We start from the raw sequence: 25,792 nt of genomic DNA on the forward strand, positions 1-25,792 counted from the left end.
GCCGGCGGCTGTGCGCCGTCGGCCCCTCCGCTGCTCACCGGCCCCGGGCCGTCTGCGGACCGTCCGCTTCGGCGGTCACGTGCTGCGGCGGCGCAGGGTGAGCCACGTGGGCCTTGCCGCCTTGCCGGGCTCCTCCGTGGCCCGCAGCTCGACCAGGTCGGGGAACCGGGCGCGCAGCTCCGACTCGAGGCGGGAGTGGAGGGTGAACCCGGCGGCCGGGCAGTGCGTGCAGGTGCCCGCCATCCGCACCTGAGCGCGCCGGTCGTGGGCGGACACGATCGTCACCTCGCCGCCGTGGGAGCGGATGTAGTCACCGACGGATCCGTCCAGGACGTCCTGCAGCGCGGCGCGCAGCACGTCGTCCTCGGTGACCACGTCGGCCGGCCGCCACTGCCGAGGGTGCCGCAACGCGGCGCCGAGCGCGTCGCGTACCCGCGCTCCCGTGCCGGACCAGCTCCGGTCGTCGGCGAGCCGGATCACCACGGCCCGTGTCTCCACCTCGATGGAGGCGACGTCTTCGGAGCGGAGCATTTTCCCGAGCTCGTCCGGTGCCTCGGCGATCTCTCCGACGACCGGCAGCGTGCCGGCGGGGATCACCCAGCGGACGACCTGCGGATCGGCCGTGGCCTCGGGGTGCATGGGGATGACGCTCATGCCAGCAGTCCCACGAGGGTGTGCGTCAGGAAGGCCATGGTCCAGGCCAGCACGAACATGTAGCCGAAGGCGACCGCGGGCCATCTCCACGAGCCGGTCTCACGGCGCATGACCGCGATGGTCGACATGCACTGCAGCGCGTAGAGGAAGAAGACCAGCAGGGCGGCCGTCGTGGCCGGAGTGAAGACCTTCTGTCCCTGGTGCGGCCCGTCGGTGTAGGTCATGCGTGTCAGGGCCTTGGCCGGCTGCTCGGGGTTCTGGGCGGCAGCGACCTGGCCGAGGGTGGCGACGAACACCTCACGGGCGGACAGCGATCCCAGCACGCCGATGTTGATCCGCCAGTCGAAGCCGAGGGGTGCGAAGACGGGTTCCATGGCATGACCGATGTCGGCGGCGTAGCTGTGGTCGACCGCATAGGCCGAGACCGCGGTCCGGTCGGCCGGGTCGACCCCGGCGGAGCGCAGTTGCGCATCGCTGTGCATGGGCAGGCTGAGCAGCAGCCACAGCACGACGGTGACGAGCAGGATGACCCGGCCGACCTTGTGCAGGAAGCCCTTGCAGGCGCTCCAGATGGCGTCGACCACCGACCGCAGCCGCGGCATCCGGTAGGACGGCATCTCCATGTAGAACGGCAGCACCGGCTCACCCCTGCTGCTGAACCGTTTGAAGACCCAGGCCGTGGCCATGGCCGAGAGCGCACCGACGAGGTACAGGGCGAACATGACGATGCCCTGGGCACCGAAGGGACCGACCCTGGTGTCGGGACTCACCAGCAGGCCGATCAGCAGCACATAGACGGTCAGGCGCGCCGAGCAGGTCATCAGCGGCGCAGCCATCATGGTCGCGAAGCGGTCCTTGGCCGACGGGAGGGCGCGGGTGGCCATGATGCCCGGGATGGCGCAGGCGAGGGAGGAGAGCAGGGCGACGAACGCCCGGCCCTCCAGCCCGGCCTTGGCCATGAGCCGGTCCATCAGGAACGCCGCGCGGGAGAGGTAGCCGCTGCCCTCCAGCAGCGAGATCATGAGGAACAGCAGGGCGATCTGCGGCAGGAAGACCAGCACGCCGCCCACGCCGCCGATCAGGGCGTTGCCGAGGAAGCCGGAGAGCAACGGGTTCGAGATGTGCTCGGTGACCAGCGTGCCGAGCCGGTCGAAGAGGCTCTGCACCGCGTCCTGCAGCGGTGCCGCGACGGTGAAGATGATCTGGAAGAACGCGAACATGGTCGCGAAGAAGATGAGCGTGCCCCACAGTGGGTGCAGTAGCACGGCGTCGATGCGCCGTGTGCGGCGATCGACCTCGGGCACCTCGTAGCCCGCGCTCTGCAGCAGCGACTCCACCCAGGCCCGTCGCTGCGAGGGGTCGGTGGGCGGCGGGACGACCGGCCGCTCCCATGCGGCCCGGTCGAGCAGTACGGACTGCAACTGCGCCAGGTCGTTGCGTGACCCGCTCGTCACCGCGACGACCGGCACGCCCAGCGCGCGACGGAGGGCCGGGACGTCGAGGGCGCCGCCGCGACGGGCCAGCTCGTCGCGGAAGGTGAGCACCACGCAGATCGGCAGGCCGGTCCGCATGGCCTGGGCGAGCAGCCCGAGGGAACGGCGCAGCGTCGTCGCGTCGATCGTGACGAGGATGCCGTCGGGTGTGCCGAGGGCCGGGTTGTCCGGGTCGAGCACATCGGCGACGACCTGTTCGTCCGGGCTGATCGGATCGAGACTGTAGGTGCCGGGCAGGTCCTCGATGACCACCTCGTGCTCGCCGACACGCGCCACCCCCTCATAGCGCGCGACGGTCACTCCGGGGTAGTTGCCGGTCTTGGTCCGCAGGCCGGTCAGGGCGTTGAAAAGCGTGGTCTTGCCCGAGTTCGGGCTGCCGACCAGAGCCAGACGGGTCTCGCCAGTGACTGCCTGGGCCACCGGACCGCAGTGCGCGCTCACGCAACGCGCCGTACATGGATGCCGGCGGCCTGCACTTTGCGCAGCGCCACCTCGTACTCCGCGACCTGGAAGACGACGGGGTCGCCGAGCGGCGCCTTCCGCACCACGGCGACCTCGGCGCCGGGGGCGAACCCCAGGTCGAACAGCCGTCGCGCGGTGCTCGGCTCGACCGACTCGTCGATGTCGACCACCTGGCCGCTCATCCCGGGGCGCAGGTCGGCCAGTCGCGCATCCGGCGCGGAGTCCACCAGCATGGACGGGCCGCTCTTCCGGCGCGCCCCTGACTGCGCTGAGACCATCGACATCCTCAAACCCCGGAATCACCCGAAAAAATAGCTTAGGCAAGGCTAACCTTTTGCCTCGGCGGCGGCAATACCGACCCCGTCCCGACGCTGGTGGGCAACAGGTGAAGTAAAGGATCCGGGCCGACCCGCAGAGGTGAAAACGCAGGTCAGGTCATGTCTCCCTGAGGTGGCTCAAATCCTCCGCTTGCCTCGGGGAACCTGCTCGGCAAGGCCATGGCGATCACTTATGAGGCCCGGTTCCCGTCGCTGAGGCCGGTGTCCCACAGTATGTCGTCGACCCGTTCCGCGAAGGTGGGGTCACCGCTGTCAAGGACGGGGAGCCCTGCCGGTTCGTCCCGCACGCGATCGCGCGCGATCGCCAGGCGGACACCTTCGCGGATCAGCTCGGCCTCGCTGACTCCTCTGCGCGAGGCAGCGGCCTTGAGGCTGCGGAGGTCCTCCTCCTCGGGACAGATCGTCGTGCGGTCGAGGCTCAGGCCATATGGTGCGCCTGCCACACGCCCGGGGTGTGCTCGGTGCCTCCGAGACACCGAAAACGGGGCCCGCCGCCGGGGCCCGGGACCGGCGCTCCGGTTAGGCTCTGGCCAGGGTGAGCTCGATCCGACGGGAGGCCGGGATGACGGCGCCGGGGCGCAGGAGCAGTACCTTCACGCGGCTGCTGCGGCACGGCTTCACCGATGCCTCGGGCGCCGAGCGGCTGCTGGAGAGCCCGGAGCTGGCTCCCATCAGGAACGACCCGGTGCTGCTGGAGGCGCTGGGGGCCACCGCCGATCCGGATCTCGCGCTACGGGGGCTCGTACGGCTGATCGAGGCGCAGCCCACGCCGACGGACCGGCGGGAACTGCTCGACACGCTCATAGCGGCCAAGCCGCTGCGCGACCGGCTGCTCGGTGTGCTCGGCTGCTCCGCCGCGCTCGGCGACCACCTCGCCCGGCACGCCGGTGACTGGCAGGCGCTCGTCACCTACGAGCCGCGCGACCTGCACCCCGGGGTGGAGGAGTTCGAGCGGGGGCTCGCGGAGGCCGGCGACCCCGTCGCGCTGCGCGTCGCCTACCGGCGCTGTCTGCTGTCCATCGCCGCCCGCGACGTGTGCGGCACCACCGACGTGGTCGAGACCGCCGCCGAGCTCGCCGACCTCGCCACCGCCACCCTGCGCGCCGCGCTCCGGATCGCCCGCGCCGCCGCCCCCGAGGACGACGCGGTGTGCCGGCTCGCGGTGATCGCCATGGGCAAGTGCGGCGGCCACGAGCTGAACTACGTCTCCGACGTCGACGTGATCTTCGTCGGCGAGGCCGCGAACGGCGCCGACGAGTCCAAGGCCCTGCGCGCCGCCACCCGGCTCGCCTCGCACATGATGCGGATCTGTTCCGAGACCACCGTCGAGGGGTCGATCTGGCCCGTCGACGCCAATCTGCGGCCCGAGGGGCGCAACGGGCCTCTGGTGCGGTCGCTCAGCAGTCACGTCGCCTACTACCAGCGGTGGGCCAAGACCTGGGAGTTCCAGGCGCTGCTCAAGGCCCGCCCGGTGGCCGGCGACCTGGAGCTCGGCGGGCAGTACATCGCCGCGGTCGACCCGCTGGTCTGGCAGGCCGCCGAGCGCGAGAACTTCGTCGCCGATGTGCAGAAGATGCGCCGCCGTGTGGTCGAGACCATCCCCGTGACCGAGGTCGAACGCGAGCTGAAGCTCGGGCCCGGTGGTCTCAGGGACGTCGAATTCGCCGTGCAGCTACTGCAGTTGGTGCATGGACGGAGCGATGTTTCCCTGCGCAGCGGGTCGACCCTGGACGCGTTGCAGGCGCTGGCCGCGGGGGGTTACGTCGGCCGCGTGGACGCCATGCAGCTCGACGACGCCTACCGGTTCCTGCGCTCCCTGGAACACCGTATCCAGCTGTACCGGCTGCGGCGCACCCACCTCGTCCCCGAGGACGAGGCCGATCTGCGCCGGCTCGGGCGCTCCCTCGGCCTGCGCAGTGACCCGATCACCGGGCTCACCCGGGAGTGGAAGCGGCACACCGGCGTCGTGCGACGGCTGCACGAGAAGCTGTTCTACCGGCCGCTGCTCGACGCGGTCGCCCAACTCGCGCCTGGCGAAGCCCGGTTGAGTCCCGAGGCGGCACGGGAACGGCTGGTCGCGCTCGGGTACGCCGACCCGGCCGCCGCCCTGCGGCATCTGGAGGCTCTCGCGTCGGGTGTGACGCGGAAGGCCGCCATTCAGCGGACGCTGCTGCCGGTGCTGCTGGGGTGGTTCGCGGATTCGGCCGATCCGGACGCGGGTCTGCTGAACTTCCGCAAGGTGTCCGACGCGCTCGGCAAGACGCCGTGGTACCTGCGGCTGCTGCGGGACGAGGGGGCCGCGGCGGAGAATCTCGCGCGGGTGCTGTCGGCAGGGCGGCTCGCCCCCGATCTGCTGATGCGGGCGCCGGAGGCCGTGGCCCTGCTGGGCGACGGCGGCGGTGACGGGGGTGGGCTCGAGCCGCGTGGGCGGGCCCAGTTGGAGCAGGAGATGCTCGCCGCGGTGGGGCGCGCCGAGAGCGCCGAGCAGGGGGTCGCGGCGGCCCGTGGGGTGCGGCGGCGCGAGCTGTTCCGTACGGCCGCCGCCGACATCGTCGGTTCCTACGGCACCGAGGCGCAGCCGGCCGAGGCCGACCAGGGCGCGCTCGTGGACCGGGTAGGCGGTGCGGTGTCGGATCTGACGGCGTCGACACTGGCGGGCACGTTGCGGGCGGTCGTGCGGGAGGGATGGGGGGACACTCTGCCGACCCGGTTCGCGATCATCGGGATGGGGCGGTTCGGGGGGCACGAGCTGGGTTACGGGTCGGACGCGGACGTGCTGTTCGTGCACGAGCCGCGGGAGGGTGTGGACGAGCGGGAGGCCGCCGAGGCGGCGGGGCGGGTCGTCGCCGAGCTGCGGCGGCTGCTGCAGATCCCGAGTGCGGATCCGCCGCTGCTGGTCGATGCGGATCTGCGGCCCGAGGGCAAGTCCGGACCGCTGGTGCGGACGCTGAAGTCGTATGAGGCGTACTACCGGCGGTGGTCGCAGGTGTGGGAGTCGCAGGCGTTGCTGCGGGCCGAACCGGTGGCGGGGGACGAGGAGCTGGGGCGGCGGTTCGTGGAGCTGATCGATCCGTTGCGGTATCCGCGGGGTGGGCTGAAGGACGACGCGGTGCGGGAGATCCGGCGGTTGAAGGCGCGGATGGAGTCCGAGCGGTTGCCGCGGGGGGCGGATCCCAAGTTGCACACCAAGCTGGGGCCGGGTGGGCTGTCGGATGTGGAGTGGACCGTGCAGCTGATGCAGATGCGGCACGGGGCTGGGGAGGCGTCGTTGCGGACTCCGCGGACTCGGCAGGCGTTGGCGGCGGCGCGGGGGCTGGGGCTGGTGTCCGAGGAGAACGCCACGACACTGGACGAGGCGTGGGTGCTGGCCACGCGGGTGCGGAACGCGGTGATGCTGGTGCGGGGGCGGGCCGGGGACACGTTTCCCACGGAGCCGCGGGAGCTGGCCGCGGTGGGGCGGTACCTGGGGTATGGGCTGGGGCATGTGGGGGACATGCTCGATGCGTACCGGCGGACTGCTCGGCGGGCTCGGGGGGTTATGGAGACGCTGTTCTACGGAGCGTAGGCGCTCCGCTGGGTCGCGGTTGTCGCCTGCGGTGTGTGGGTGGGGCGGGGCCGGCGGTGGGTGCGGGTGCGGGTGCCTCCGGCGGTGGGTGCGGGTGCGGGTGCCTCCGGCGGTGGGTGCGGGTGCGGGTGCCTCCGGCGGGGGGTGCGGGTGCGGGTGCCTCCGGCGGGGGTGCGGGTGCGCCTGCGGTGCGTTGGGGGTCGGGGCCGTGGGGGTGCGTCCAGCCCGCCGCGCACGGGCGTACTGCCCTGGGTTGTCGGGTTGGACTGGGCAGGGACGAAGTATGCGGCGGGCTGTTGACGCACCCCCACGGCCCCTTCCGCCGTCGCGCGGGTGCGGGCCCGCGTAGCTGCGGGCAGTCGTGCCTCCCTCAGTGCTGAACGCCTGGGGTTCCCCCTGCTCGAGCGAAGTCGAGAGATTGGGGGAGGGTGGGTGCGCTCGCCCCTCGAGCGGGGCGAGCGCACCCACCCCCACGGCACCCGAACTCCGGGCACCGTTCGAGTTCCTACGCCTCCGCGGGTTGCAAAGCCTGCGCAGCCCTCGGCAGCGCGTGCGGCAGCGCCCCGTACCAGGTGCGGGCCACCGTGAAGCCGAAGGAGAGGCACAGGACGCCGCCGACCGCGTCGAGCCAGAAGTGGTTGGCGGTGGCGACGATGACGATCAGGGTGGCCACGGGGTAGAGCAGGCCGAGGACGCGGACCCAGGGGATCGTGCACAGGGCGAAGAGGATCAGGCCGCACCACAGGGACCAGCCGATGTGCATGGACGGCATCGCGGCGTACTGGTTGGACATGTGCTTGAGGTCGCCGGAGGCCATCGAGCCCCAGGTGTTGTGGACTTGGACGGTGTCGATGAAGTGACCGCCGGTCATCAGGCGCGGGGGTGCCAGGGGGTACAGGTAGTAGCCGAGCAGGGCCGTGCCCGTGGTGATGAAGAGGGTGAGGCGGGTCGCCGCGTAGCGGCCGGGGTGGCTGCGGTAGAGCCACACCAGGACGCCGATGGTGACCAGGAAGTGCAGGGTCGCGTAGTAGTAGTTCATGCCGATGATCAGCCAAGACACCGAGTTCACGGCATGGTTGATCGAGTGCTCGACGGCGATGCCCAGCTGGTGCTCGGTGCTCCAGAGCCAGTCGGCGTTGCGCAGGGCCTGGGCCTTCTGTTCGGGGACCGCGTTGCGGATCAGCGAGTACGTCCAGTAACTCACCGCGATCAGCAGGATCTCGAACCACAGCCGGGGGCGCCGGGGGGTGCGCAGGCGCCGTACGGCTGTGGGGCGGATGTCGTCCGTGACGGGAGGCGGAACGGCCTCTTCCCGGCCTTCCAGTCGAGTCACGGTCGTATCGCCCATGGGCACAGAGTCTGCCAGACAAACCTTCCCGGGACGATCACCCCCGGTCGGGTTCCACTCGCACGTTCTCCGCTTTACGGGCGATTGCGGTCACCGGGGGCAGAAGCGGTCGAACCGCGCACCACCAGCTCCGGCATGAACACGAACTCGCTGTGCGGCGCGGGCGTCCCGCCGATCTCCTCCAGCAGTGTGCGCACCGCCGCCTGGCCCATCGCCGGCACCGGCTTGCGGATCGTGGTCAGGGGCGGGTCGGTGAAGGCGATCAGGGGGGAGTCGTCGAAGCCCACGACCGAGACGTCCCGGGGGACCTCCAGGCCGCGCTGCCGGGCCGCGCGGATCGCGCCGAGCGCCATCATGTCGCTGGCGCAGACGATCGCCGTGCAGTCCCGGTCGATGAGCGCCGTCGCGGCCGCCTGGCCGCCCTCCAGGGTGTAGAGGGAGTGCTGGATCAGCTCGGATTCGACGACGTCCGGGGGCAGGTTCAGCTGGTCCTGCATCGCGCGGACGAAGCCCTCGATCTTGCGCTGGACCGGGACGAAGCGCTTGGGGCCCAGGGCCAGGCCGATGCGGGTGTGGCCCAGGGAGGCCAGGTGGGTGACGGCCAGGGTCATGGCCGCGCGGTCGTCGGGGGAGATGAAGGGCGCCTGGACCTTCGGGGAGAAGCCGTCCACGAGGACGTAGGGCACGCCCTGGGCGCGCAGGCGCTCGTAGCGCTCCATGTCCGCCGTGGTGTCCGCGTGCAGGCCGGAGACGTAGATGATGCCCGCGACCCCGCGGTCCACCAGCATCTCGGTCAGCTCGTCCTCCGTGGAGCCGCCGGGGGTCTGGGTGGCGAGCACCGGGGTGTAGCCCTGCCGGGTCAGCGCCTGGCCGATGACCTGGGCCAGGGCCGGGAATATCGGGTTCTCCAGCTCGGGGGTGATCAGGCCCACCAGGCCCTCGCTGCGCTGCCGCAGCCGCACCGGGCGCTCGTAGCCCAGGACGTCGAGGGCGGCCAGCACGGACTGGCGGGTGGTGGCGGCGACGCCCGGCTTCCCGTTGAGGACGCGGCTGACGGTCGCTTCGCTCACCCCCGCCTGGGCAGCGATGTCGGCAAGCCGTGTGGTCACATGAGTGGACTGTACCGGTCGCCTCCCGCCCTGCCCACCGGTCGGCCGCCTGGTGCGGGCCGTTGGACGGCCCGCTGCGGGCTGCTGCGTCATCGCGTTCCCTCGTGTTCGGTCGGCGTCCGGTCGGTGTCCGGGTCTCGGCGTCCGGTCCGCAACGGGATGATTCACCCCTCGCCACCGTATGGCAAGGGCTTGCAGAGTCTTGCACAAGTGTCCTGCACCCCGCCGACCCGTATGAAACCAGGGGAGCGGGACACCTGCGAACAGGTCACGAAGGCGTAACTCTCACGATCTCTTGCACTTTTTTTCTGCAAGGTCTTTCGCAGCGGTTGCAACGCTGTTACTTTCACCGTCGCCCGGCGGCGGCAATGGCGCAGCGGCGGGAGCGGCGGACGGGACCGCTTCCCGCTCACGGGCTTTCACCCTCAAGGAGAACTCATGCGGCGTGGCATAGCGGCCACCGCGCTGGTGGCGTCCCTCGCCCTCGCGGCGACGGCGTGCGGGAGCGACAGCGGCAGCGACAAGTCGGACGGCCCGGTGACCATCACCTGGTGGGACACCTCCAACGCCACCAACGAGGCACCGACGTACCAGGACCTGGTCAAGCAGTTCGAAGCGGCCAACAAGGACATCAAGGTCAAGTACGTCAACGTCCAGTTCGACCAGGCGCAGAACAAGTTCGACACGGCCGCCGGCGCCAAGGGCGCCCCGGACGTGCTGCGCTCCGAGGTCGGCTGGACCCCGGCCTTCGCCAAGAAGGGCTACTTCCTGCCGCTGGACGGCACCGAGGCCCTCGCCGAGCAGGACAAGTTCCAGCCCAGCCTGATCAAGCAGGCCCAGTACGAGGGCAAGACCTACGGCGTCCCGCTGGTCACCGACACCCTGGCCCTGGTCTACAACAAGGACCTGTTCAAGAAGGCCGGCATCACCGAGGCCCCCAAGACCTGGGACGAGCTGAAGTCGGCCGCCGCCAAGATCAAGGACAAGACCGGCGTCGACGGCTACTGGGGCTCCACCCAGGCCTACTACGCCCAGAACTTCCTCTACGGCGAGGGCACCGACACCGTCGACGCCGACGCCAAGAAGATCACCATGAACTCGGCCGCCGCGAAGAAGGCGTACGGCACCTGGCTGAGCCTGTTCGACGGCAAGGGCCTGCACAAGGCCGACACCACCGCCGACGCCTACGCCCACATCCAGAACGCGTTCGTCAACGGCAAGGTCGCCGCGATCGTCCAGGGCCCCTGGGAGATCACGAACTTCTACAAGGGCTCCGCCTTCACGGACAAGTCCAACCTGGGCATCGCCACCGTCCCGGCCGGCTCCTCCGGCAAGGCGGGCGCCCCGACCGGCGGCCACAACCTCTCGGTCTACGCCGGCTCGGACAAGGCCCACCAGGACGCGGCCCTGAAGTTCGTGAAGTGGATGACCTCGGCGAAGGCCCAGGAGGCCATCGCCCTGAAGAACTCCACGCTGCCGACCCGCGACGACGCCTACACCGCCGAGGTCAAGGCCGACCCCGGCATCGCCGGCTACCAGGGCGTCCTGCCCGCCGCCCAGCCGCGCCCGGCGCTGCCCGAGTACAGCTCCCTGTGGGGCCCGCTCGACACCGAGCTGCCCAAGATCGCCGCCGGCAAGGAGTCCCTGGACAAGGGCCTGAGCAACGCCGAGCTCGCGATCACCAAGCTGGTCCCCGACTTCAGCAAGTGAGCCCGCGTGGCCGTCGGACCCGTCCCACGAGGGACGGGTCCGACGGCCACCGGCCTGTGCCCGGCCCAACTCTCCCTGATCTTGCAAAAGGTGTCGAACCATGACAGTCGCCATCGACCGCGCGACCGGCAGGCGCCGCGGTGACCGCGCGCCTCGGCCCGGGCTGGGCCAGCGCCTGAAGAACGGATTCCACAAACACTGGTACGCCTACGCGATGATCGCGCCGGTGGTCGTCGTGCTCGGCGTCATCGTGGGCTACCCGCTGGTGCGGGGCTCCTACCTGACCCTCACCGACGCCAACAGCCTCAACTCGGCGCGCACCATCGGCGTCAACCACATCGAGGCCACCTACAGGTTCATCGGGCTGGACAACTACAAGGACATCCTGTTCGGCCCGACCGCGTACGACCGGTTCTGGTCGCACTTCCTGTGGACCGTCTTCTGGACGGCCGCCTGCGTGTTCCTGCACTACAGCATCGGCCTCGGCCTCGCGCTCATGCTCAACCAGAAGCTGCGCGGCCGTACCTTCTACCGGCTGATGCTGGTCCTGCCCTGGGCCGTGCCGGCCTTCGTCACGGTCTTCTCCTGGCGGATCATGCTCGCCGACTCCGGTGTGCTCAACCAGGTCCTCCACGCGCTCCACCTCCCCGAGCCGCAGTGGCTGGAGGACGCCTTCTGGCAGCGGTTCGCCGCGATCATGGTCAACACCTGGTGCGGTGTGCCGTTCATGATGCTCTCGCTCCTCGGCGGCCTGCAGTCCATCGACTCCACGCTCTACGAGGCCGCGGAGATGGACGGCGCGAACGCCTGGCAGCGGTTCCGGCACGTCACTCTGCCCGGCCTGCGCTCGGTCAGCTCCACCGTGGTGCTGCTCGGCATCATCTGGACCTTCAACCAGTTCGCCATCATCTTCCTGCTGTTCGGCCCCAACAGCGCGCCCGACGCCCAGATCCTCGTCACCTGGGCCTACTACCTGGGCTTCGGACAGCAGCCGCGTGACTTCGCCCAGTCCGCCGCGTACGGCGTGCTGCTGCTGTCGATCCTGACCGTCTTCACCTCCTTCTACTTCCGCTGGCTGAAGCGCAATGACCAGCTCGCCGTCTGACGCCGCAGGAGCCGCCGCCATGAGCACCACGACCCTCGAAAAGACGCAGGCCGGACCGGCCTCCGCCCCGCCGTCCCCGCGCCGGACCCGCCGGCGGGGCGAGCGCGGCCCGCTCGGCGGCGCCCTCCTGCACGGCGGCCTCGCCGTGGCGAGCCTCATCGCGCTGGCCCCGGTGGCCTGGCTGTTCTACCTGTCGCTCGGTCCGGGCAAGGACGACTACCTGCACCCCGGCCAGATCCTCGGCAAGCTCACCTTCTCCAACTACAGCTTCGTGCTGCAGCACACGGCCTTCTTCGACTGGCTCAAGTCCACGATGATCGTGGCCCTCGGCACCACCCTGATCGGTGTCTTCGTCGCCGCCACCACCGGCTACGCGGTCTCGCGCATGCGCTTCCCCGGCTACAAGCAGCTGATGTGGGTGCTGCTGCTCACCCAGGCCTTCCCGATCGCCATCCTGATCGTGCCGATGTACGAGATCTTCAGCCAGCTCGGTCTCATCGACACCTACTGGGCCCTGATCGTCATCAACTGCACCACGGCCGTGCCGTACAGCGCCTGGCTGCTCAAGGGGTACTTCGACACCATCCCCTTCGAGATCGACGAAGCGGGACGCGTGGACGGGCTCAGCCCCTTCGGCACCTTCGTACGGCTGATCCTGCCGCTGGCCCGCCCGGGGCTGGCCGTCGCGGCCTTCTACAACTTCATCACGGCCGTCGGCGAGGTCGCTTTCGCGACCACCTTCATGCTGGACGACTCCAAGTACACCTTCGCCGTCGGCCTGCAGAGCTTCGTCAGCGAGCACGACGCCCAGTGGAATTACATGACTGCCACCGCGGTGTTGATCGCCATTCCCGTGTCGGTCTTCTTCTACCTTGTCCAGAAAAACCTCGTGACCGGCCTCACCGCGGGCGGCACCAAGGGCTGACCCCCACTGGCCGGCAACCGGTTCCCGCGCGCCGCCCGCGCGGGTGGCGGCCGCGGTGCCTCACCGACCCCGCCGGCACCGCGGCCGCCCCATCACCCGGACGCCGCCGTCACCCGCACCCCACCCCTACTCCGTACGCACCAAGGACGCCATGAGCCAGCAGCACTTCCCGGCCGAATCCCCCCTCTCCAAAGCGGCCGTCGCCACCGTCGCCCCGCGTCGCGACTGGTGGCGGGACGCGGTGATCTACCAGGTGTATCCGCGCAGCTTCGCCGACAGCAACGGCGACGGCATGGGCGACCTGGAGGGCATCCGCTCCCGCCTGCCGTACCTGCGCGACCTCGGTGTGGACGCCGTGTGGCTCAGTCCCTTCTACGCCTCCCCGCAGGCCGACGCCGGCTACGACGTCGCCGACTACCGGGCCGTCGATCCCATGTTCGGCAACCTCCTGGACGCCGACGCGCTGATCCGCGACGCCCACGAGCTGGGCCTGCGGATCATCGTCGACATCGTGCCCAACCACTCCTCCGACCAGCACGAGTGGTTCAGGCGCGCCGTCGCCGAGGGCCCCGGCTCCCCCCTCCGGGACCGCTACCACTTCCGCCCCGGCAAGGGGAAGGACGGCGCACTGCCGCCCAACGACTGGGAGTCCATCTTCGGCGGCCCCGCCTGGACCCGGGTCACCGAACCGGACGGCACCCCCGGCGAGTGGTACCTGCACCTGTTCGCGCCCGAGCAGCCCGACTTCAACTGGGACCACCCGGCCGTCGGCGACGAGTTCCGCTCCATCCTGCGCTTCTGGCTCGACATGGGCGTCGACGGCTTCCGCATCGACGTGGCCCACGGCCTGGTCAAGGCCGAGGGCCTGCCCGACCTCGGCACCCACGACCAGCTGAAGCTGCTGGGCAACGATGTCATGCCGTTCTTCGACCAGGACGGTGTACACGCGATCTACCGGCAGTGGCGGCACATCCTCGACGAGTACTCGGGCGACCGGATCTTCGTCGCCGAGGCGTGGACCCCGACCGTCGAGCGCACCGCGAACTACGTCCGCCCCGACGAGCTCCACCAGGCGTTCAACTTCCAGTACCTCGGCACCGACTGGGACGCCGACGAACTGCGCAAGGTCATCGACCGCACCCTTCAGTCCATGCGCCCGGTCGGCGCGCCCGCCACCTGGGTGCTGTCCAACCACGACGTCACCCGGCACGCCACCCGCTTCGCCAACCCGCCCGGCCTCGGCACCCAGATCCGCACCGCCGGCGACCGCGAGCTTGGCCTGCGCCGGGCCCGCGCTGCCACCCTGCTGATGCTGGCGCTGCCCGGTTCGGCGTACGTCTACCAGGGTGAGGAGCTCGGTCTGCCGGACGTCGTGGACCTGCCGGACGAGGTGCGCCAGGACCCGGCGTACTTCCGCGGCGAGGGCCAGGACGGCTTCCGCGACGGCTGCCGGGTGCCGATCCCGTGGACCCGCGAGGGCTCCTCCCACGGCTTCGGCGACGGCGGCAGCTGGCTCCCGCAGCCGGTGAACTGGGGCAGGCTGAGCGTCGAGGCCCAGCAGGGCGTGCCCGGCTCCACCCTGGAGCTGTACCGCGCCGCCCTGGCCGCCCGCCGCGCCCACCCCGACCTGGGCGCGGGCGACAGCGTGGAGTGGCTGCGCGCCTCCGAGGGCGTCCTCGCCTTCCGGCGCGGCGAGTTCGTCTGTGTGGCGAACACGACCGGCGAGTCGGTCACCACCCCGGCGTACGGCCGCGTCCTGCTCACGAGCGGCGAGGTGGCGGAGGCGGACGGCGAGGCCAAGGTCCCGGGCGACACGACGGTGTGGTGGACCACCGACTGAGGCACGGGGCTTGAGGAACGGGGCTTGAGGAACGGGGCCTGAGGCCACACTTTGACATCAACTCCACACGGCCCGCTGTCCGTTGGGGCAGCGGGCCTTTATTCTGCGGTCAACAACTTGCTGAACTTTTCAGCAAGAGCCTTCAACGAAGAAGGAACCCCCACATGACCATCCGCAGACCCGTTTCATGCGCCGCCGCCCTCGCCGCGGCAGCCTCGGTCGTCCTCGCGTCCCCCGCCGCGGCCTCCCCGCCCGGCACCAAGGACGTCACCGCGGTCCTCTTCGAGTGGAACTTCGCCTCCGTCGCCAAGGAGTGCACCAGCACCCTGGGTCCCGCCGGTTACGGCTACGTCCAGGTCTCCCCGCCCGCCGAGCACGTACAGGGGCCGCAGTGGTGGACGTCGTACCAGCCGGTGAGCTACAGGATCGCCGGCCGGCTCGGTGACCGCGCCGCGTTCCAGAACATGGTCAACACCTGCCACTCGGCGGGTGTGAAGGTCGTCGTCGACACGGTGATCAACCACATGTCGGCGGGCAGCGGCACCGGCACCGGCGGCTCGTCGTACACCAAGTACGACTACCCCGGCCTGTACTCGGTGTACGACTTCGACGACTGCACGGCCCAGATCACCAACTACCAGGACCGCTGGAACGTCCAGCACTGCGAACTGGTGGGCCTCGCCGACCTCGACACCGGCGAGGAGTACGTCCGCAGGACCATCGCCGGCTACATGAACGACCTGCTCTCCCTCGGCGTCGACGGCTTCCGCGTCGACGCGGCCAAGCACATCGACGCGGCCGACCTCGCCAACATCAAGTCCCGCCTGACGAACAGGAACGCGTACTGGAAGCAGGAGGTCATCCACGGCGCAGGCGAGGCGGTCCAGCCCGCCGAGTACACGGGCAACGGCGACGTCCAGGAGTTCCGCTACGCGTACGACCTCAAGCGGGTCTTCAACAACGAGAAGCTCGCGTACCTCAAGAACTACGGCGAGGGCTGGGGCTACCTGAGCAACTCGGTGGCCGGTGTCTTCGTCGACAACCACGACACCGAGCGCAACGGCTCGACCCTCAACTACAAGAACGGCGCCAATTACACCCTGGCCAACGTCTTCATGCTGGCCTGGCCGTACGGCGCCCCCGACATCAACTCCGCCTACGAGTGGTCCGACGTGGACGCCGGTCCCCCCAACGGCGGCAAGGTCAACGCCTGCTGGCAGGACGGCTGGAAGTGTCAGCACGCCTGGCCGGAGATCAAGTCCATGGTCGCCTTCCGCAACGCCACCCGCGGCCAGGCGGTGACCAACTGGTGGGACAACGGCAACAACGCCATCGCCTTCGGCCGCGGCGCCAAGGGCTTCGTCGCCGTCAACCACGAGCCGGGCACCCTGACCCGCACCTACCAGACCTCCCTCCCGGCGGGCACGTACTGCAACGTCCAGAACAACACGCCGGTGACCGTGAACAGTGCCGGCCAGTTCACCGCCACCCTGGGCTCCAACACCGCGTTGGCGCTCTACGCGGGCAGGTCGAGCTGCTGAACGGCGGTACGTCTGCCGCGCGGTGCGCCGGCCGACCGGGTGCGTGGATGTGAAAACTCTTGCTGGAGGTTTCAGAAGTATTGCTGTAAACCTTGCGCAGGCGATACGGTCGCGCCCACGCCCGGCGGCGGAGCCGCTGCCGGGGTGAGCGGTCGCAGTCAAGTGAGCCGTACCGTCAAGGAGTTCGTCCCGTGATACCGAGATGGCCGGCGCCCTCGCGGCGCCGCACCCCGTCAGGCAGACGCGTCGCCGCCGTCACCGTGGCCGCGCTCGCCGCAGCGCTTGTCCCACCGCTCACGGCGCGGGCGGCCGCACCGCCCGCGCCGCCCTCGGACGCCAAGCTCGCCGCCGAGCAAGCCCGGCACGACCTGACCCGCGAGCAGTTCTACTTCGTCCTGCCGGACCGTTTCGCCAACGGAGACACCTCCAACGACAAGGGCGGACTGACCGGTTCCCGGCTCGCCACCGGCTACGACCCCACCGACAAGGGCTTCTACCAGGGCGGCGACCTCAAGGGCCTGACCAGCCGGCTCGACTACATCAAGGGCCTGGGCACCACCGCCATCTGGCTCGCGCCGATCTTCAAGAACCAGCCCGTGCAGGGCGCCGGCAAGGACGCCTCCGCCGGCTACCACGGCTACTGGATCACCGACTTCACCCAGGTCGACCCGCACTTCGGCACCAACAAGGACTTGTCGACCCTCATCTCCAAGGCGCACGCCAAGGGCATGAAGGTCTTCTTCGACGTCATCACCAACCACACCGCCGACGTCATCGACTACGAGGGCGGCTCCCACACGTACCTGTCCAAGGGCGCCTTCCCGTACCTGACCAAGGACGGCCGCCCCTTCGACGACGCCGACCACGCGGACGGCACCAAGAAGTTCCCCGCCGTCGACAAGGACTCCTTCCCGTACACCCCGGCCGTCCCCGCCGCCAAGAAGAACCTCAAGGTCCCGTCGTGGCTCAACGACCCGACGATGTACCACAACCGCGGCGACTCCACCTACGCCGGCGAGAACTCCACCTACGGCGACTTCTCCGGCCTCGACGACCTGTGGACCGAGCGCCCCGAGGTCGTCAGCGGCATGGAGAAGATCTACCAGCGCTGGGTGAAGGACTTCGGCGTCGACGGCTTCCGCATCGACACCGTCAAGCACGTCGACATGGAGTTCTGGACCCAGTGGGCCACGGCACTGGACAAGTACGCCGCCCAGCACGGCCGTAAGAACTTCTTCATGTTCGGCGAGGTCTACTCGGCCGACACCTCCGTGAACGCCCCCTACGTCACCCAGGGCCGCCTGGACGCCACGCTCGACTTCCCCTTCCAGGACGCGGCCCGCGCCTACGCCTCCCAGGGCGGCAGCGCCAAGAAGCTGGCGAGCGTCTTCGGCGACGACTACAAGTACACGACCGACAAGGCCAACGCCTACGAGCAGGTCACCTTCCTCGGCAACCACGACATGGGCCGCATCGGGTACTTCCTCGAGCAGGACAACCCGAAGGCCACCGACGCCGAGATCCTGCGGAAGGACGAGCTCGCCAACGAGCTGATGTTCCTCAGCCGCGGCAACCCCGTCGTCTACTACGGCGACGAGCAGGGCTTCACCGGATCCGGCGGCGACAAGGACGCCCGCCAGACCATGTTCGCCTCCAAGGTCGCCGACTACCTCGACGACGAGCAGATCGGCACCGGCCGCACCCACGCCCGCGACTCCTACGACACCACCGCGCCGCTCTACCGGCAGATCGCCGGCCTGGCCAAGCTCCGCAAGGACAACCCTGCCCTCACGGACGGCGTCCAGACCGAGCGGTACGCGGCCGACGGACCGGGCGTCTACGCCTTCACCCGTACGGACGCCAGGACCGGCGCCGAGTACGTCGTCGCCTTCAACAACGCCGACGACGCGAAGACGGCGACCTTCGCCACCGGCTCCGCGAAGATGACGTACCGCGGCATCCACGGCACCGAGACGACCGTGACCTCCGGCGCCGACCGCAAGGTCACCGTCACCGTCCCGGCCGGTTCCGCCGTCGTCCTCAAGGCGGCCGGCGCCCTGGACAAGCCCGCCACCAAGCCGGCCCTCACCCTGACGGCCCCCGCCGCCGGAGCCACCGGCACCGTCGACCTCAGCGCCGACGTGACCGGCGGGCAGCTCAACCGGGTCGTCTTCGCCGCCCAGGTCGGAAACGGCCCGTGGAAGGTGCTCGGCTCCGCCGACCACGCCCCCTACAAGGTCACCCACACCGTGGCCGGGACCGTCCCGGCCGGCACCGCCCTGCGCTACAAGGCGGTCGTCGTCGACTCGGCCGGCCGCACGGCGAGCGCCACCGCGGCCTCCACCACCGGCACTCCGCCGGCCCCCGAGGTCCCCACCGCCTCCTCCCGCGACTACGCGATCGTGCACTACAAGCGCACCGACGGCGACTACGCGGACTGGGGCCTGTACGCGTGGGGCGACCTCGCCGACGGCGAGGCGACCACCTGGCCGGACAGCCACCCGTTCATCGGCCGCGACGCCTACGGCGCCTTCGCCTACGTCAAGCTGAAGCCGGGCGCCTCCGACGTCGGCTTCCTGGTCATCGACAAGGACGGCAACAAGGACGTCTCCGCCGACCGGTCCATCGACGTCACCAGGACCGGCGAGGTCTGGGTCGAGCAGGGCAAGGAGGCCGTACGGACCACGCGGCACGCCGACCACCCCGCACAGGACACGACCAAGGCGGTCCTCCACTACCACCGCGCCGACGGGAACCACGACGGCTGGGGCCTGCACGTCTGGACGGGCGCTGCTGACCCCACCGACTGGTCGAAACCCCTCCAGCCGGTCAAGACTGACTCCTATGGCGCGGTCTTCGAGGTGCCGCTCACCGACGGTGCCACCAGCCTCAGCTACATCATCCACAAGGGCGACGAGAAGGACCTCGCCGCCGACCAGTCCCTGGACCTCAAGGCCGACGGCTACGAGGTGTGGCTGTTGAACGGACAGGACAAGCACCTGCTGCCGCAGCCCGCGGGCGGCACGGCCGCCCTGGACCTCACCACCTCCAAGGCGATCTGGATCGACCGGAACACGGTGACCCTCAACGGCGCGGACGGCGCCGCCTCCACCCAGCTGGTCTACTCCCACGACGGCTCGATCACCGTCAAGGACGGGACCTTGACCAGCGACGACGAGCGCTGGCTGCGGCTGGCGAAGACCACGCTCACGGACGCGCAGAAGGCGAAGTTCCCGCACCTGAAGGACTACACCGCCTACTCCGTCGACCCGCGCGACCGCGCCCGGGTCCGCGAGGCGCTGCGCGGCCAGGTCGTCGCCTCCCAGCGGGCCGCGAACGGGGCCGTGCTCACGGCGACCGGCGTCCAGCTCGCCGGCGCACTCGACGACGTGTACGGCACCGCCGCCGCCAAGGCGCAGCTCGGCCCGGTCTTCCACGGCGGGCGGCCCAGCCTGAGCGTGTGGGCGCCGACCGCGCAGAGCGTGGCGCTGGAGCTGGACGGCAGGACGGTCGCCATGCGCCGCGACGACACCACCGGTGTCTGGTCGGTCACCGGCCCGGCGTCGTGGAAGAACAAGCCGTACCGGTACGTCGTGAAGGTGTGGGCGCCCTCCGTCCGCGAGGTCGTCACCAACAAGGTCACCGACCCGTACTCGGTCGCCCTCACCGCGAACTCCGAGCGCAGCCTCGTCGTCGACCTGGGCGACAGGGCGCTGGCCCCGAGCGGCTGGTCGGGCCTGGCCAAGCCCAAGGCCGTACCGCTCAGGGACGCGCAGATCCAGGAGCTGCACATCCGCGACTTCTCCATCGCGGACCGGACGGTCCCGGCGAAGGACAAGGGCACCTACCTGGCCTTCACGGACAAGAACAGCGACGGCTCCAAGCACCTGCGGGAGCTGGCGAAGGCGGGTACGTCGTACGTGCATCTCCTGCCGGCCTTCGACATCGCCACGATCCCGGAGAAGAAGGCCGACCAGGCCACTCCCGACTGCGACCTGGCCGCCTACCCGGCCGACTCCGAGCGGCAGCAGGCGTGCGTGGCGAAGACCGCCGCGAAGGACGCCTACAACTGGGGCTACGACCCCTACCACTACACGGTCCCCGAGGGCTCGTACGCCACCGACCCGGACGGCACGGCCCGTACGGTGCAGTTCCGGCAGATGGTGCAGGCGCTGAACCGGGACGGCCTGAGGGTCGTCATGGACGTGGTCTACAACCACACGGCGGCCGGCGGCCAGGCGGGCACCTCCGTGCTCGACAGGATCGTGCCCGGTTACTACCAGCGCCTTCTCGCGGACGGCTCGGTGGCCAACAGCACGTGCTGCGCGAACACCGCACCCGAGAACGCCATGATGGGCAAGCTGGTCGTCGACTCGGTCGTCACCTGGGCCAGGGAGTACAAGGTCGACGGCTTCCGCTTCGACCTCATGGGCCACCACCCCAAGGCCAACATCCTCGAGGTCAGGAAGGCTCTCGACGCGCTCACGCCGAAGAAGGACGGCGTGGACGGCAAGAACATCATCCTGTACGGGGAGGGCTGGAACTTCGGCGAGATCGCCGACGACGCCCGGTTCGTGCAGGCCACCCAGAAGAACATGGCCGGCACCGGCATCGCGACCTTCTCCGACCGGGCGCGTGACGCGGTGCGCGGCGGCGGCCCCTTCGACGACGACCCCGGCGTCCAGGGCTTCGCCTCCGGCCTCTACACCGAGCCCAACTCGTCGGCGGCCAACGGCACCAAGGCCGAGCAGAAGGCCCGCCTGCTGCACTACCAGGACCTGATCAAGGTCGGCCTGAGCGGCAACCTGGCCACGTACCGCTTCACGGACACCGACGGCAGGCAGGTCACCGGCGCGGACGTCGACTACAACGGCGCGCCCGCCGGATACGCGGACGCCCCCGGCGACGCCCTCGCCTACGCCGACGCGCACGACAACGAGTCGCTGTTCGACGCCCTGGCCTACAAGCTGCCGAAGGACACCCCGGCGGCCGACCGGGCCCGTATGCAGGTCCTGGCCATGGCTACGGCCACGCTCTCGCAGGGACCGGCGCTCTCCCAGGCCGGCACCGACCTGCTGCGCTCGAAGTCGCTGGACCGCAACTCCTACGACAGCGGTGACTGGTTCAACGCCATTCACTGGAACTGCGCGGACGGCAACGGCTTCGGACGGGGTCTGCCCATGGCGGCCGACAACGAGTCCAAGTGGCCGTACGCCAAGCCGCTGCTGACCTCCGTCAAGGTGGGCTGCCCGCAGATCCAGGGGGCGTCGGCGGCGTACCGGGACCTGCTGAGGATCCGTACGACGGAGAAGGCGTTCTCGCTCACCACGGCAGCGCAGGTGCAGGAGCGGCTGTCCTTCCCGCTGTCCGGGAAGGACGAGACGCCCGGCGTGATCACCATGAGACTCGGTGACCTGGTGGTGGTGTTCAACGCGACGCCCGAGCGGCAGCAGCAGCGTGTCGCGTCGCTCGCCGGGGCGCACTACCGGCTGCACCCGGTGCAGGCGGCGGGTGCGGACCCGGTGGTGAAGACCTCCTCCTACACGGCGGCGACGGGCACGTTCACCGTTGCGGCCCGTACGGTCGCGGTCTTCGGGAACTAGGCTGAGGCGGTCGGACCGCCGTAGAACAGGAGCGCTCATGCCGCAGATCACCGTCGACTACTCCGAGCGGTTGGCGGACGCCTTCGACCGGCCCGCCTTCGCGCGGGAGCTGCACGCGCGGACGGTCGAGATCGCGGCCGCGAAGCCCCCGGCGTGCAAGACGCAGTTCCGCCGGACCGAGGACACCGTCGTCGGTCCGGACGCCGAGGGGCACGCGATCGTGCACGTCACCATCGGCCTGCTGGCCGGCCGCACCGACGAGACCAAGGCACGTCTGACGGAGGCGGTCCTCCAGGCGCTGCGGCAGCATGTGAAGCCGGTGGAGGGCCTGGTCCTGCACGCCTCGGCCGAGGTGCGCGACCTCGACCCGTCCTACCGGAAGTTCGACGCCTAGGAAGCGAGATTGACGAGCCGGCCGACCAGGTCCACGAAGGGGCCTTCGGCCGGCTCGTCCTTGAAGACCCGGCGCATCAGCGCGCCCATCTCCTCGTCGTAGGCGGCGCCGACCGCGACGAGCGCGGCGAAGTCGTGCACCAGCTGTACCTCCAGCTCGGCTCGCGGGATGCGCCGGCCGTCCAGCCAGATCAGCGCCGTCGACTCGGCGAGCGAGATCCACGAGCGGATGACCAGCTCCAGGCGCGCGGGCGGGTCCTCGACCCGCAGATGCGACAGGATCTGGTCGTACGCGGCCTGCCGTACGGAGTCGATGAGCGCGTTGGTCGTCGAGGAGCCCACGGCGGGGCCGCCGCGCATCAGGGCCGAGAAGCCGGGCCCGTGCTCGTCCACGAAGTCGAAGAACCGGCGCATCACCCGCAGCAGCCGGGCCCCCAGCGGGCCCTCGTGCGGCTCCACGAACCGGCCCGCCAGATCGTCCGAGGCACGCTTCAACGCGGCTTCGTACAGGCTGAGTTTGCCGGGGAAGTAGTGGTAGACCAGCGGACGGGAGATGCCCGCCGCGGACGCTATCTCGTCGATGGAGACCTCGTCGGGCGAGCGGCGGCTGAACAGTTCGAGGGCGACGCCGATCAACTGCTGCCGTCGCTCCTCGACTCCCATTCTGCGGCGAACCCCGGTAGTCATACGAACACCTTACCGATCGAATCCGGCCCCGAACGGACCGGACCGGCCGTGGTGTTCACTTGCCCTTGTCGCGTGTGCGGAAACGGTCACGGCACGCGGGGGCACTGTGCGTGAATGGCGCGATGAGCGAGCTCTCCTCCTTTAGTCATGACCATGACGGCGAACAGCTCAGCGGTGTGTACGGCGGCGACGGTGCCCGGGACCGGCCCGGCGTCGTCCTGCTGCACGGCGCGGGCAACGGCGGCAAGGAGCGGCTGCTGCCCTTGCTCGCCGAGTTCGTCACCCGTGGCTGCCGCGGTGTCGCGTTCGACTTCTCGGGGCACGGCGACAGCACCGGCGCACTGCGGGAGTTGAGCCTGCGCCGGCGGTTCGAGCAGGCGGTCGCCGTGATCGACGCCCGGGTGCCCGCCGGCGGCCCGCTGATCCTGGTCGGGTTCAGCATGAGCGGCCAGACCGTGGCCGACCTGGCTCGGCACTACGGGGAGCGGGTCGTGGCGCTGGGCCTGTGCGCGCCGGCCGTCTACGCCGGTGAGGCGTGGGACGTGCCGTTCGGCACGGGCGACGGGCGGTTCAGCGAGATCATCCGCCGCCCCGGCAGCTGGCGTACGGCTCCCGCGCTCGACGTGCTGCGCGCCTACGAGGGCCGGGCGGTGCTCGCGGTGCCCGGCACGGACGCCGTCATCCCACCCGCCGTCACCGAGGCCGTCCAGGACGCGCTGAGCGCCCGCGCCCAGTTCACCCGGCTGGAACTCCCCGGCGCCGGGCACGCGTTGGGGCTGTGGTTCCACGACCGCCCGGACGACCGGCGGGGCTTCGTGGACGCGGTGCTGACGGGGCTGGGCGAGGGCGGCTGGACGGCGACGAGGGCATGGGTGGCCAAGCAGCTGCCGCAGGGCCGCACCGTACGCGGCACCGCCCTGCTGCGGGGCGGCTGGAGCTCGCAGATGCGCGCGCTCACGCTCGACGACGGCACCGGCCTGGTGCTGCGGACCTTCGTGAAGCCCTTCTTCCGGCGCCACGCGCCCGGACTGCTCACCCGTGAGGCCGCCGTCCTGGCGCTGCTGGCCGGCCGAGGCGGCATCCCGGTGCCGGCGCCGGTCGCCGTCGACGCCACGGCCGAGCACTGCGACCACCCCTCCCTGCTGATGTCCGCGCTCCCGGGCCGGGTGCGGGTCGACGAGGAGGACCTGGCGGCGCGCCTGGACCTGCTGGCGGCGCAGCTCGTGCGGATCCACGGCGTCGTGCCGGACGAGCGCCCGCGGCGGTACGAGGCGTGGACGTCACCGGAGCGGGTGCGTGCCCGGCCGGGGGCGCTGTGGGAGCGTGCGGTGGATGTGCTCCGCCGTGAGCCTCCGGCGTACGAGGGCTGCTTCCTGCACCGTGACTTCCATCCCGGGAATGTGCTGTTCACCGGTGCGGGTGACGATCTGCGGATCAGCGGCGTCGTCGACTGGGTGGAGACCTCCTGGGGTCCCGCCGACCTCGACGTGGCCCACTGCTCGACGGCGCTCGCGCTGTTGCACGGCCCCGAGCACGGCCTGCGTTTCCGGGACCGCTACGAGGTCCACGGCGGGCGGCCACTCGCCGACGGCCCCGACCACCTGTACTGGCGGCTGCTCGACGCCCTGTCCTACGCCCCGGACGCGGCCAAGCTCGCCGGTCCCTGGCGCGAGCTGGGACGGACCGACCTCACACCGGAACTGCTCGGCGACCGGCTGGAGGCGTACGTGCGCGGGCTGCTGGAGCGGTACGGCTGACGTGAACCCGGATACGGGGGCCGATGTCAGTGCTGTCGGGCAGGATGCCGTCGAGGCGACTACGGGTGGAGGTCTGATGGGCGGGGAGCCGCGGTACATCGGAGTGGCGGAGCGGCGGGACAGGCTGGCGTGGCGGCACCGGCTGGCCGGCGGGGCGGGGGCGGCGACGCCGGAGGAGGTCGCCCGGTCGCTGGTGGCGTTGCACGGGACGGACCCGGCGACGGTGTACCTGGGGGTGGGCGCCCGGCTGGCGGAGCCGGACGGGACGGTGGAGCGGACGGAGCGCGCGCTGTACGAGGACCGCACGCTGGTGCGCATGCACGGCATGCGGAACACCGTGTTCGTCCTCCCCGCCGAGCTGACCGCGGTGGTGCACGCCTCGACCGGTCTCGCCGTCGCCGCCAAGGCACGCGCCGCGCTGATCAAGGACATGGAGAAGGCGGGCGCGCCGGACGCGGCGTGGCTGAAGGAGGTCGAGGAGTCGACGCTGGCCGCGCTGGCCCGCCGCGGTCAGGCCACTGCGGCCGAACTCGCCCAGGACGAACCGCGGTTGCGGGAGCAGTTCGTGTACGCGGCCGGGAAGAGCTACGAGGGCGTGCACACGGTCTCCTCCCGGCTGCTGCGTCTCCTGGGCGTGGAGGGCAAGGTCGCCCGGGGCCGGCCGCTCGGCTCCTGGACGTCCACGCAGTTCCGCTGGGCCCTCGCCCCCGCGCACCCCGAACTCGACACGGCCGAGGCCCAGACCGACCTGCTGCGCCGCTGGCTGGCGTCCTGCGGCCCGGCGACCGAGGCCGACCTGAAGTGGTGGACGGGGTGGCGGGTGACGGACGTACGGCGGGCGCTGGCCGCGGCGGGGGCGCGGGAGGTGCGGGTGGACGAGGGCACGGCGTACGTCGCCGAGGACGACGTCGACCCGGTGGCCGGGCCGGCCGAGCCGTGGGCGGCCCTGCTGCCGGCCCTCGACCCCACGGCGATGGGCTGGCAGCAACGGGACTGGTACCTCCCGCCGGAGCTGTGGCCGTCCCTGTTCGACCGCAGCGGCAACGTGGGCCCGACGGTGTGGTGGAACGGCCGGGTGATCGGCGCCTGGGCCCAGCGCCCCGACGGCGAGATCGTCTGGCGGATCCTCGACCGGGAGGGGGTGGGCACGGAGGCGGAAGCGGCGATCGGCCGGCAGGCGGAGAGCCTACGGAGCCTGCTGGGCCCGACGAGGGTCACACCGCGCTTCCGGACACCGCTGGAGAAGGAGTTGGCGAGCTGAC

The 25,792-nt window shown here is 70.6% G+C and carries 17 protein-coding genes; 10 read left to right on the forward strand and 7 right to left on the reverse strand.

Features of this window, described 5'->3' with window-relative positions; all coding sequences use genetic code 11:
• Positions 1-75: 75 nt before the first annotated feature.
• The 4 genes from ACX25U_RS25930 to ACX25U_RS25945 form a co-directional block, all read right to left on the reverse strand.
• Positions 76-654 carry a NifU family protein gene (locus ACX25U_RS25930; protein ID WP_454383505.1) on the reverse strand — a complete coding sequence of 193 codons (579 nt, stop codon included), beginning with the start codon at positions 652-654 and terminating at the stop codon, positions 76-78.
• Positions 651-2,588: a ferrous iron transporter B gene (feoB, locus tag ACX25U_RS25935; RefSeq protein WP_454383507.1), complete on the reverse strand. Its 1,938-nt coding sequence runs from the start codon at positions 2,586-2,588 to the stop codon at positions 651-653. The genes ACX25U_RS25930 and feoB overlap by 4 nt, the downstream gene beginning before the upstream one ends.
• Positions 2,585-2,887 carry a FeoA family protein gene (locus ACX25U_RS25940; RefSeq protein WP_454383508.1) on the reverse strand — a complete coding sequence of 101 codons (303 nt, stop codon included), beginning with the start codon at positions 2,885-2,887 and terminating at the stop codon, positions 2,585-2,587. Before ACX25U_RS25940 ends, feoB begins: the two co-directional genes overlap by 4 nt.
• A 230-nt stretch (positions 2,888-3,117) precedes the next feature.
• Positions 3,118-3,390 (reverse strand): ribbon-helix-helix domain-containing protein, encoded by a 273-nt coding sequence (locus ACX25U_RS25945; RefSeq protein ID WP_454383509.1) that lies wholly within the window; start codon positions 3,388-3,390, stop codon positions 3,118-3,120.
• Positions 3,391-3,509: 119 nt separating this feature from the next.
• Here ACX25U_RS25945 and ACX25U_RS25950 point away from each other — a divergent pair, with 119 nt between their 5' ends.
• Positions 3,510-6,512: a bifunctional [glutamine synthetase] adenylyltransferase/[glutamine synthetase]-adenylyl-L-tyrosine phosphorylase gene (locus tag ACX25U_RS25950; RefSeq protein ID WP_454394513.1), complete on the forward strand. Its 3,003-nt coding sequence runs from the start codon at positions 3,510-3,512 to the stop codon at positions 6,510-6,512.
• 505 nt (positions 6,513-7,017) lie between these two features.
• On the opposite strand, the gene ACX25U_RS25955 is transcribed toward ACX25U_RS25950, so the two are convergent.
• A complete protein-coding gene (locus ACX25U_RS25955) occupies positions 7,018-7,860 on the reverse strand; it encodes a phosphatase PAP2 family protein (protein WP_454383510.1) in 843 nt (280 codons plus the stop codon).
• A 74-nt stretch (positions 7,861-7,934) separates the two neighbouring features.
• Positions 7,935-8,969 carry a LacI family DNA-binding transcriptional regulator gene (locus tag ACX25U_RS25960; protein ID WP_454383511.1) on the reverse strand — a complete coding sequence of 345 codons (1,035 nt, stop codon included), beginning with the start codon at positions 8,967-8,969 and terminating at the stop codon, positions 7,935-7,937.
• Positions 8,970-9,407: 438 nt separating this feature from the next.
• Here ACX25U_RS25960 and ACX25U_RS25965 point away from each other — a divergent pair, with 438 nt between their 5' ends.
• From ACX25U_RS25965 to ACX25U_RS25995, 7 genes are all read left to right on the forward strand, one after another.
• Positions 9,408-10,679: an extracellular solute-binding protein gene (locus tag ACX25U_RS25965; protein ID WP_454383512.1), complete on the forward strand. Its 1,272-nt coding sequence runs from the start codon at positions 9,408-9,410 to the stop codon at positions 10,677-10,679.
• 100 nt (positions 10,680-10,779) lie between these two features.
• Complete coding sequence (locus ACX25U_RS25970; RefSeq protein ID WP_454383513.1) at positions 10,780-11,784, forward strand: carbohydrate ABC transporter permease; 1,005 nt, start codon at positions 10,780-10,782, stop codon at positions 11,782-11,784.
• A 19-nt stretch (positions 11,785-11,803) separates the two neighbouring features.
• Entirely contained in the window at positions 11,804-12,709 is a 906-nt protein-coding gene (locus ACX25U_RS25975) for a sugar ABC transporter permease (protein ID WP_454383514.1), read from the forward strand.
• 151 nt (positions 12,710-12,860) lie between these two features.
• Positions 12,861-14,549, forward strand: a complete 1,689-nt coding sequence (locus ACX25U_RS25980) for a glycoside hydrolase family 13 protein (RefSeq protein WP_454383515.1) — start codon at positions 12,861-12,863, stop codon at positions 14,547-14,549.
• A 164-nt stretch (positions 14,550-14,713) separates the two neighbouring features.
• Entirely contained in the window at positions 14,714-16,090 is a 1,377-nt protein-coding gene (locus ACX25U_RS25985) for an alpha-amylase (RefSeq protein WP_454383516.1), read from the forward strand.
• A gap of 191 nt (positions 16,091-16,281) precedes the next feature.
• Positions 16,282-21,693, forward strand: coding sequence for a pullulanase-type alpha-1,6-glucosidase (gene pulA, locus ACX25U_RS25990; protein ID WP_454383517.1), 5,412 nt, complete (start codon positions 16,282-16,284; stop codon positions 21,691-21,693).
• Positions 21,694-21,730: 37 nt separating this feature from the next.
• The gene (locus ACX25U_RS25995) at positions 21,731-22,087 is read left to right on the forward strand and encodes a 5-carboxymethyl-2-hydroxymuconate Delta-isomerase (protein WP_454383518.1); all 357 of its coding nucleotides are present in this window, start codon (positions 21,731-21,733) and stop codon (positions 22,085-22,087) included.
• Here ACX25U_RS25995 and ACX25U_RS26000 read toward each other — a convergent pair.
• The gene (locus ACX25U_RS26000; protein ID WP_454383519.1) at positions 22,084-22,773 is read right to left on the reverse strand and encodes a TetR/AcrR family transcriptional regulator; all 690 of its coding nucleotides are present in this window, start codon (positions 22,771-22,773) and stop codon (positions 22,084-22,086) included. The two genes, ACX25U_RS25995 and ACX25U_RS26000, sit on opposite strands and share 4 nt — an antisense overlap.
• Before the next feature lie 122 nt (positions 22,774-22,895).
• On the opposite strand from ACX25U_RS26000, the gene ACX25U_RS26005 reads away from it, so the two are divergent.
• Positions 22,896-24,530: an alpha/beta fold hydrolase gene (locus ACX25U_RS26005; protein WP_454383520.1), complete on the forward strand. Its 1,635-nt coding sequence runs from the start codon at positions 22,896-22,898 to the stop codon at positions 24,528-24,530.
• Positions 24,531-24,606: 76 nt separating this feature from the next.
• Positions 24,607-25,791, forward strand: coding sequence for a winged helix DNA-binding domain-containing protein (locus tag ACX25U_RS26010; protein WP_454383521.1), 1,185 nt, complete (start codon positions 24,607-24,609; stop codon positions 25,789-25,791).
• Position 25,792 lies beyond the last annotated feature (1 nt).

The sequence above is a fragment of the Streptomyces sp. JNUCC 63 genome (assembly GCF_054366325.1).

What these genes read in the sequence shown, in the direction of transcription:
- ACX25U_RS25950 (WP_454394513.1), top strand. Translation starts at nt 3,510, where the DNA reads ATGACGGCGCCGGGGCGCAGGAGCAGTACCTTCACGCGGCTGCTGCGG.
- ACX25U_RS25930 (WP_454383505.1), bottom strand. Translation starts at nt 654, where the DNA reads ATGAGCGTCATCCCCATGCACCCCGAGGCCACGGCCGATCCGCAGGTC.
- ACX25U_RS25965 (WP_454383512.1), top strand. Translation starts at nt 9,408, where the DNA reads ATGCGGCGTGGCATAGCGGCCACCGCGCTGGTGGCGTCCCTCGCCCTC.
- ACX25U_RS26010 (WP_454383521.1), top strand. Translation starts at nt 24,607, where the DNA reads ATGGGCGGGGAGCCGCGGTACATCGGAGTGGCGGAGCGGCGGGACAGG.
- ACX25U_RS25975 (WP_454383514.1), top strand. Translation starts at nt 11,804, where the DNA reads ATGAGCACCACGACCCTCGAAAAGACGCAGGCCGGACCGGCCTCCGCC.
- ACX25U_RS25940 (WP_454383508.1), bottom strand. Translation starts at nt 2,887, where the DNA reads ATGGTCTCAGCGCAGTCAGGGGCGCGCCGGAAGAGCGGCCCGTCCATG.
- ACX25U_RS25980 (WP_454383515.1), top strand. Translation starts at nt 12,861, where the DNA reads ATGAGCCAGCAGCACTTCCCGGCCGAATCCCCCCTCTCCAAAGCGGCC.
- ACX25U_RS25985 (WP_454383516.1), top strand. Translation starts at nt 14,714, where the DNA reads ATGACCATCCGCAGACCCGTTTCATGCGCCGCCGCCCTCGCCGCGGCA.
- ACX25U_RS25955 (WP_454383510.1), bottom strand. Translation starts at nt 7,860, where the DNA reads ATGGGCGATACGACCGTGACTCGACTGGAAGGCCGGGAAGAGGCCGTT.
- ACX25U_RS26000 (WP_454383519.1), bottom strand. Translation starts at nt 22,773, where the DNA reads ATGACTACCGGGGTTCGCCGCAGAATGGGAGTCGAGGAGCGACGGCAG.
- ACX25U_RS26005 (WP_454383520.1), top strand. Translation starts at nt 22,896, where the DNA reads ATGAGCGAGCTCTCCTCCTTTAGTCATGACCATGACGGCGAACAGCTC.
- ACX25U_RS25970 (WP_454383513.1), top strand. Translation starts at nt 10,780, where the DNA reads ATGACAGTCGCCATCGACCGCGCGACCGGCAGGCGCCGCGGTGACCGC.
- ACX25U_RS25995 (WP_454383518.1), top strand. Translation starts at nt 21,731, where the DNA reads ATGCCGCAGATCACCGTCGACTACTCCGAGCGGTTGGCGGACGCCTTC.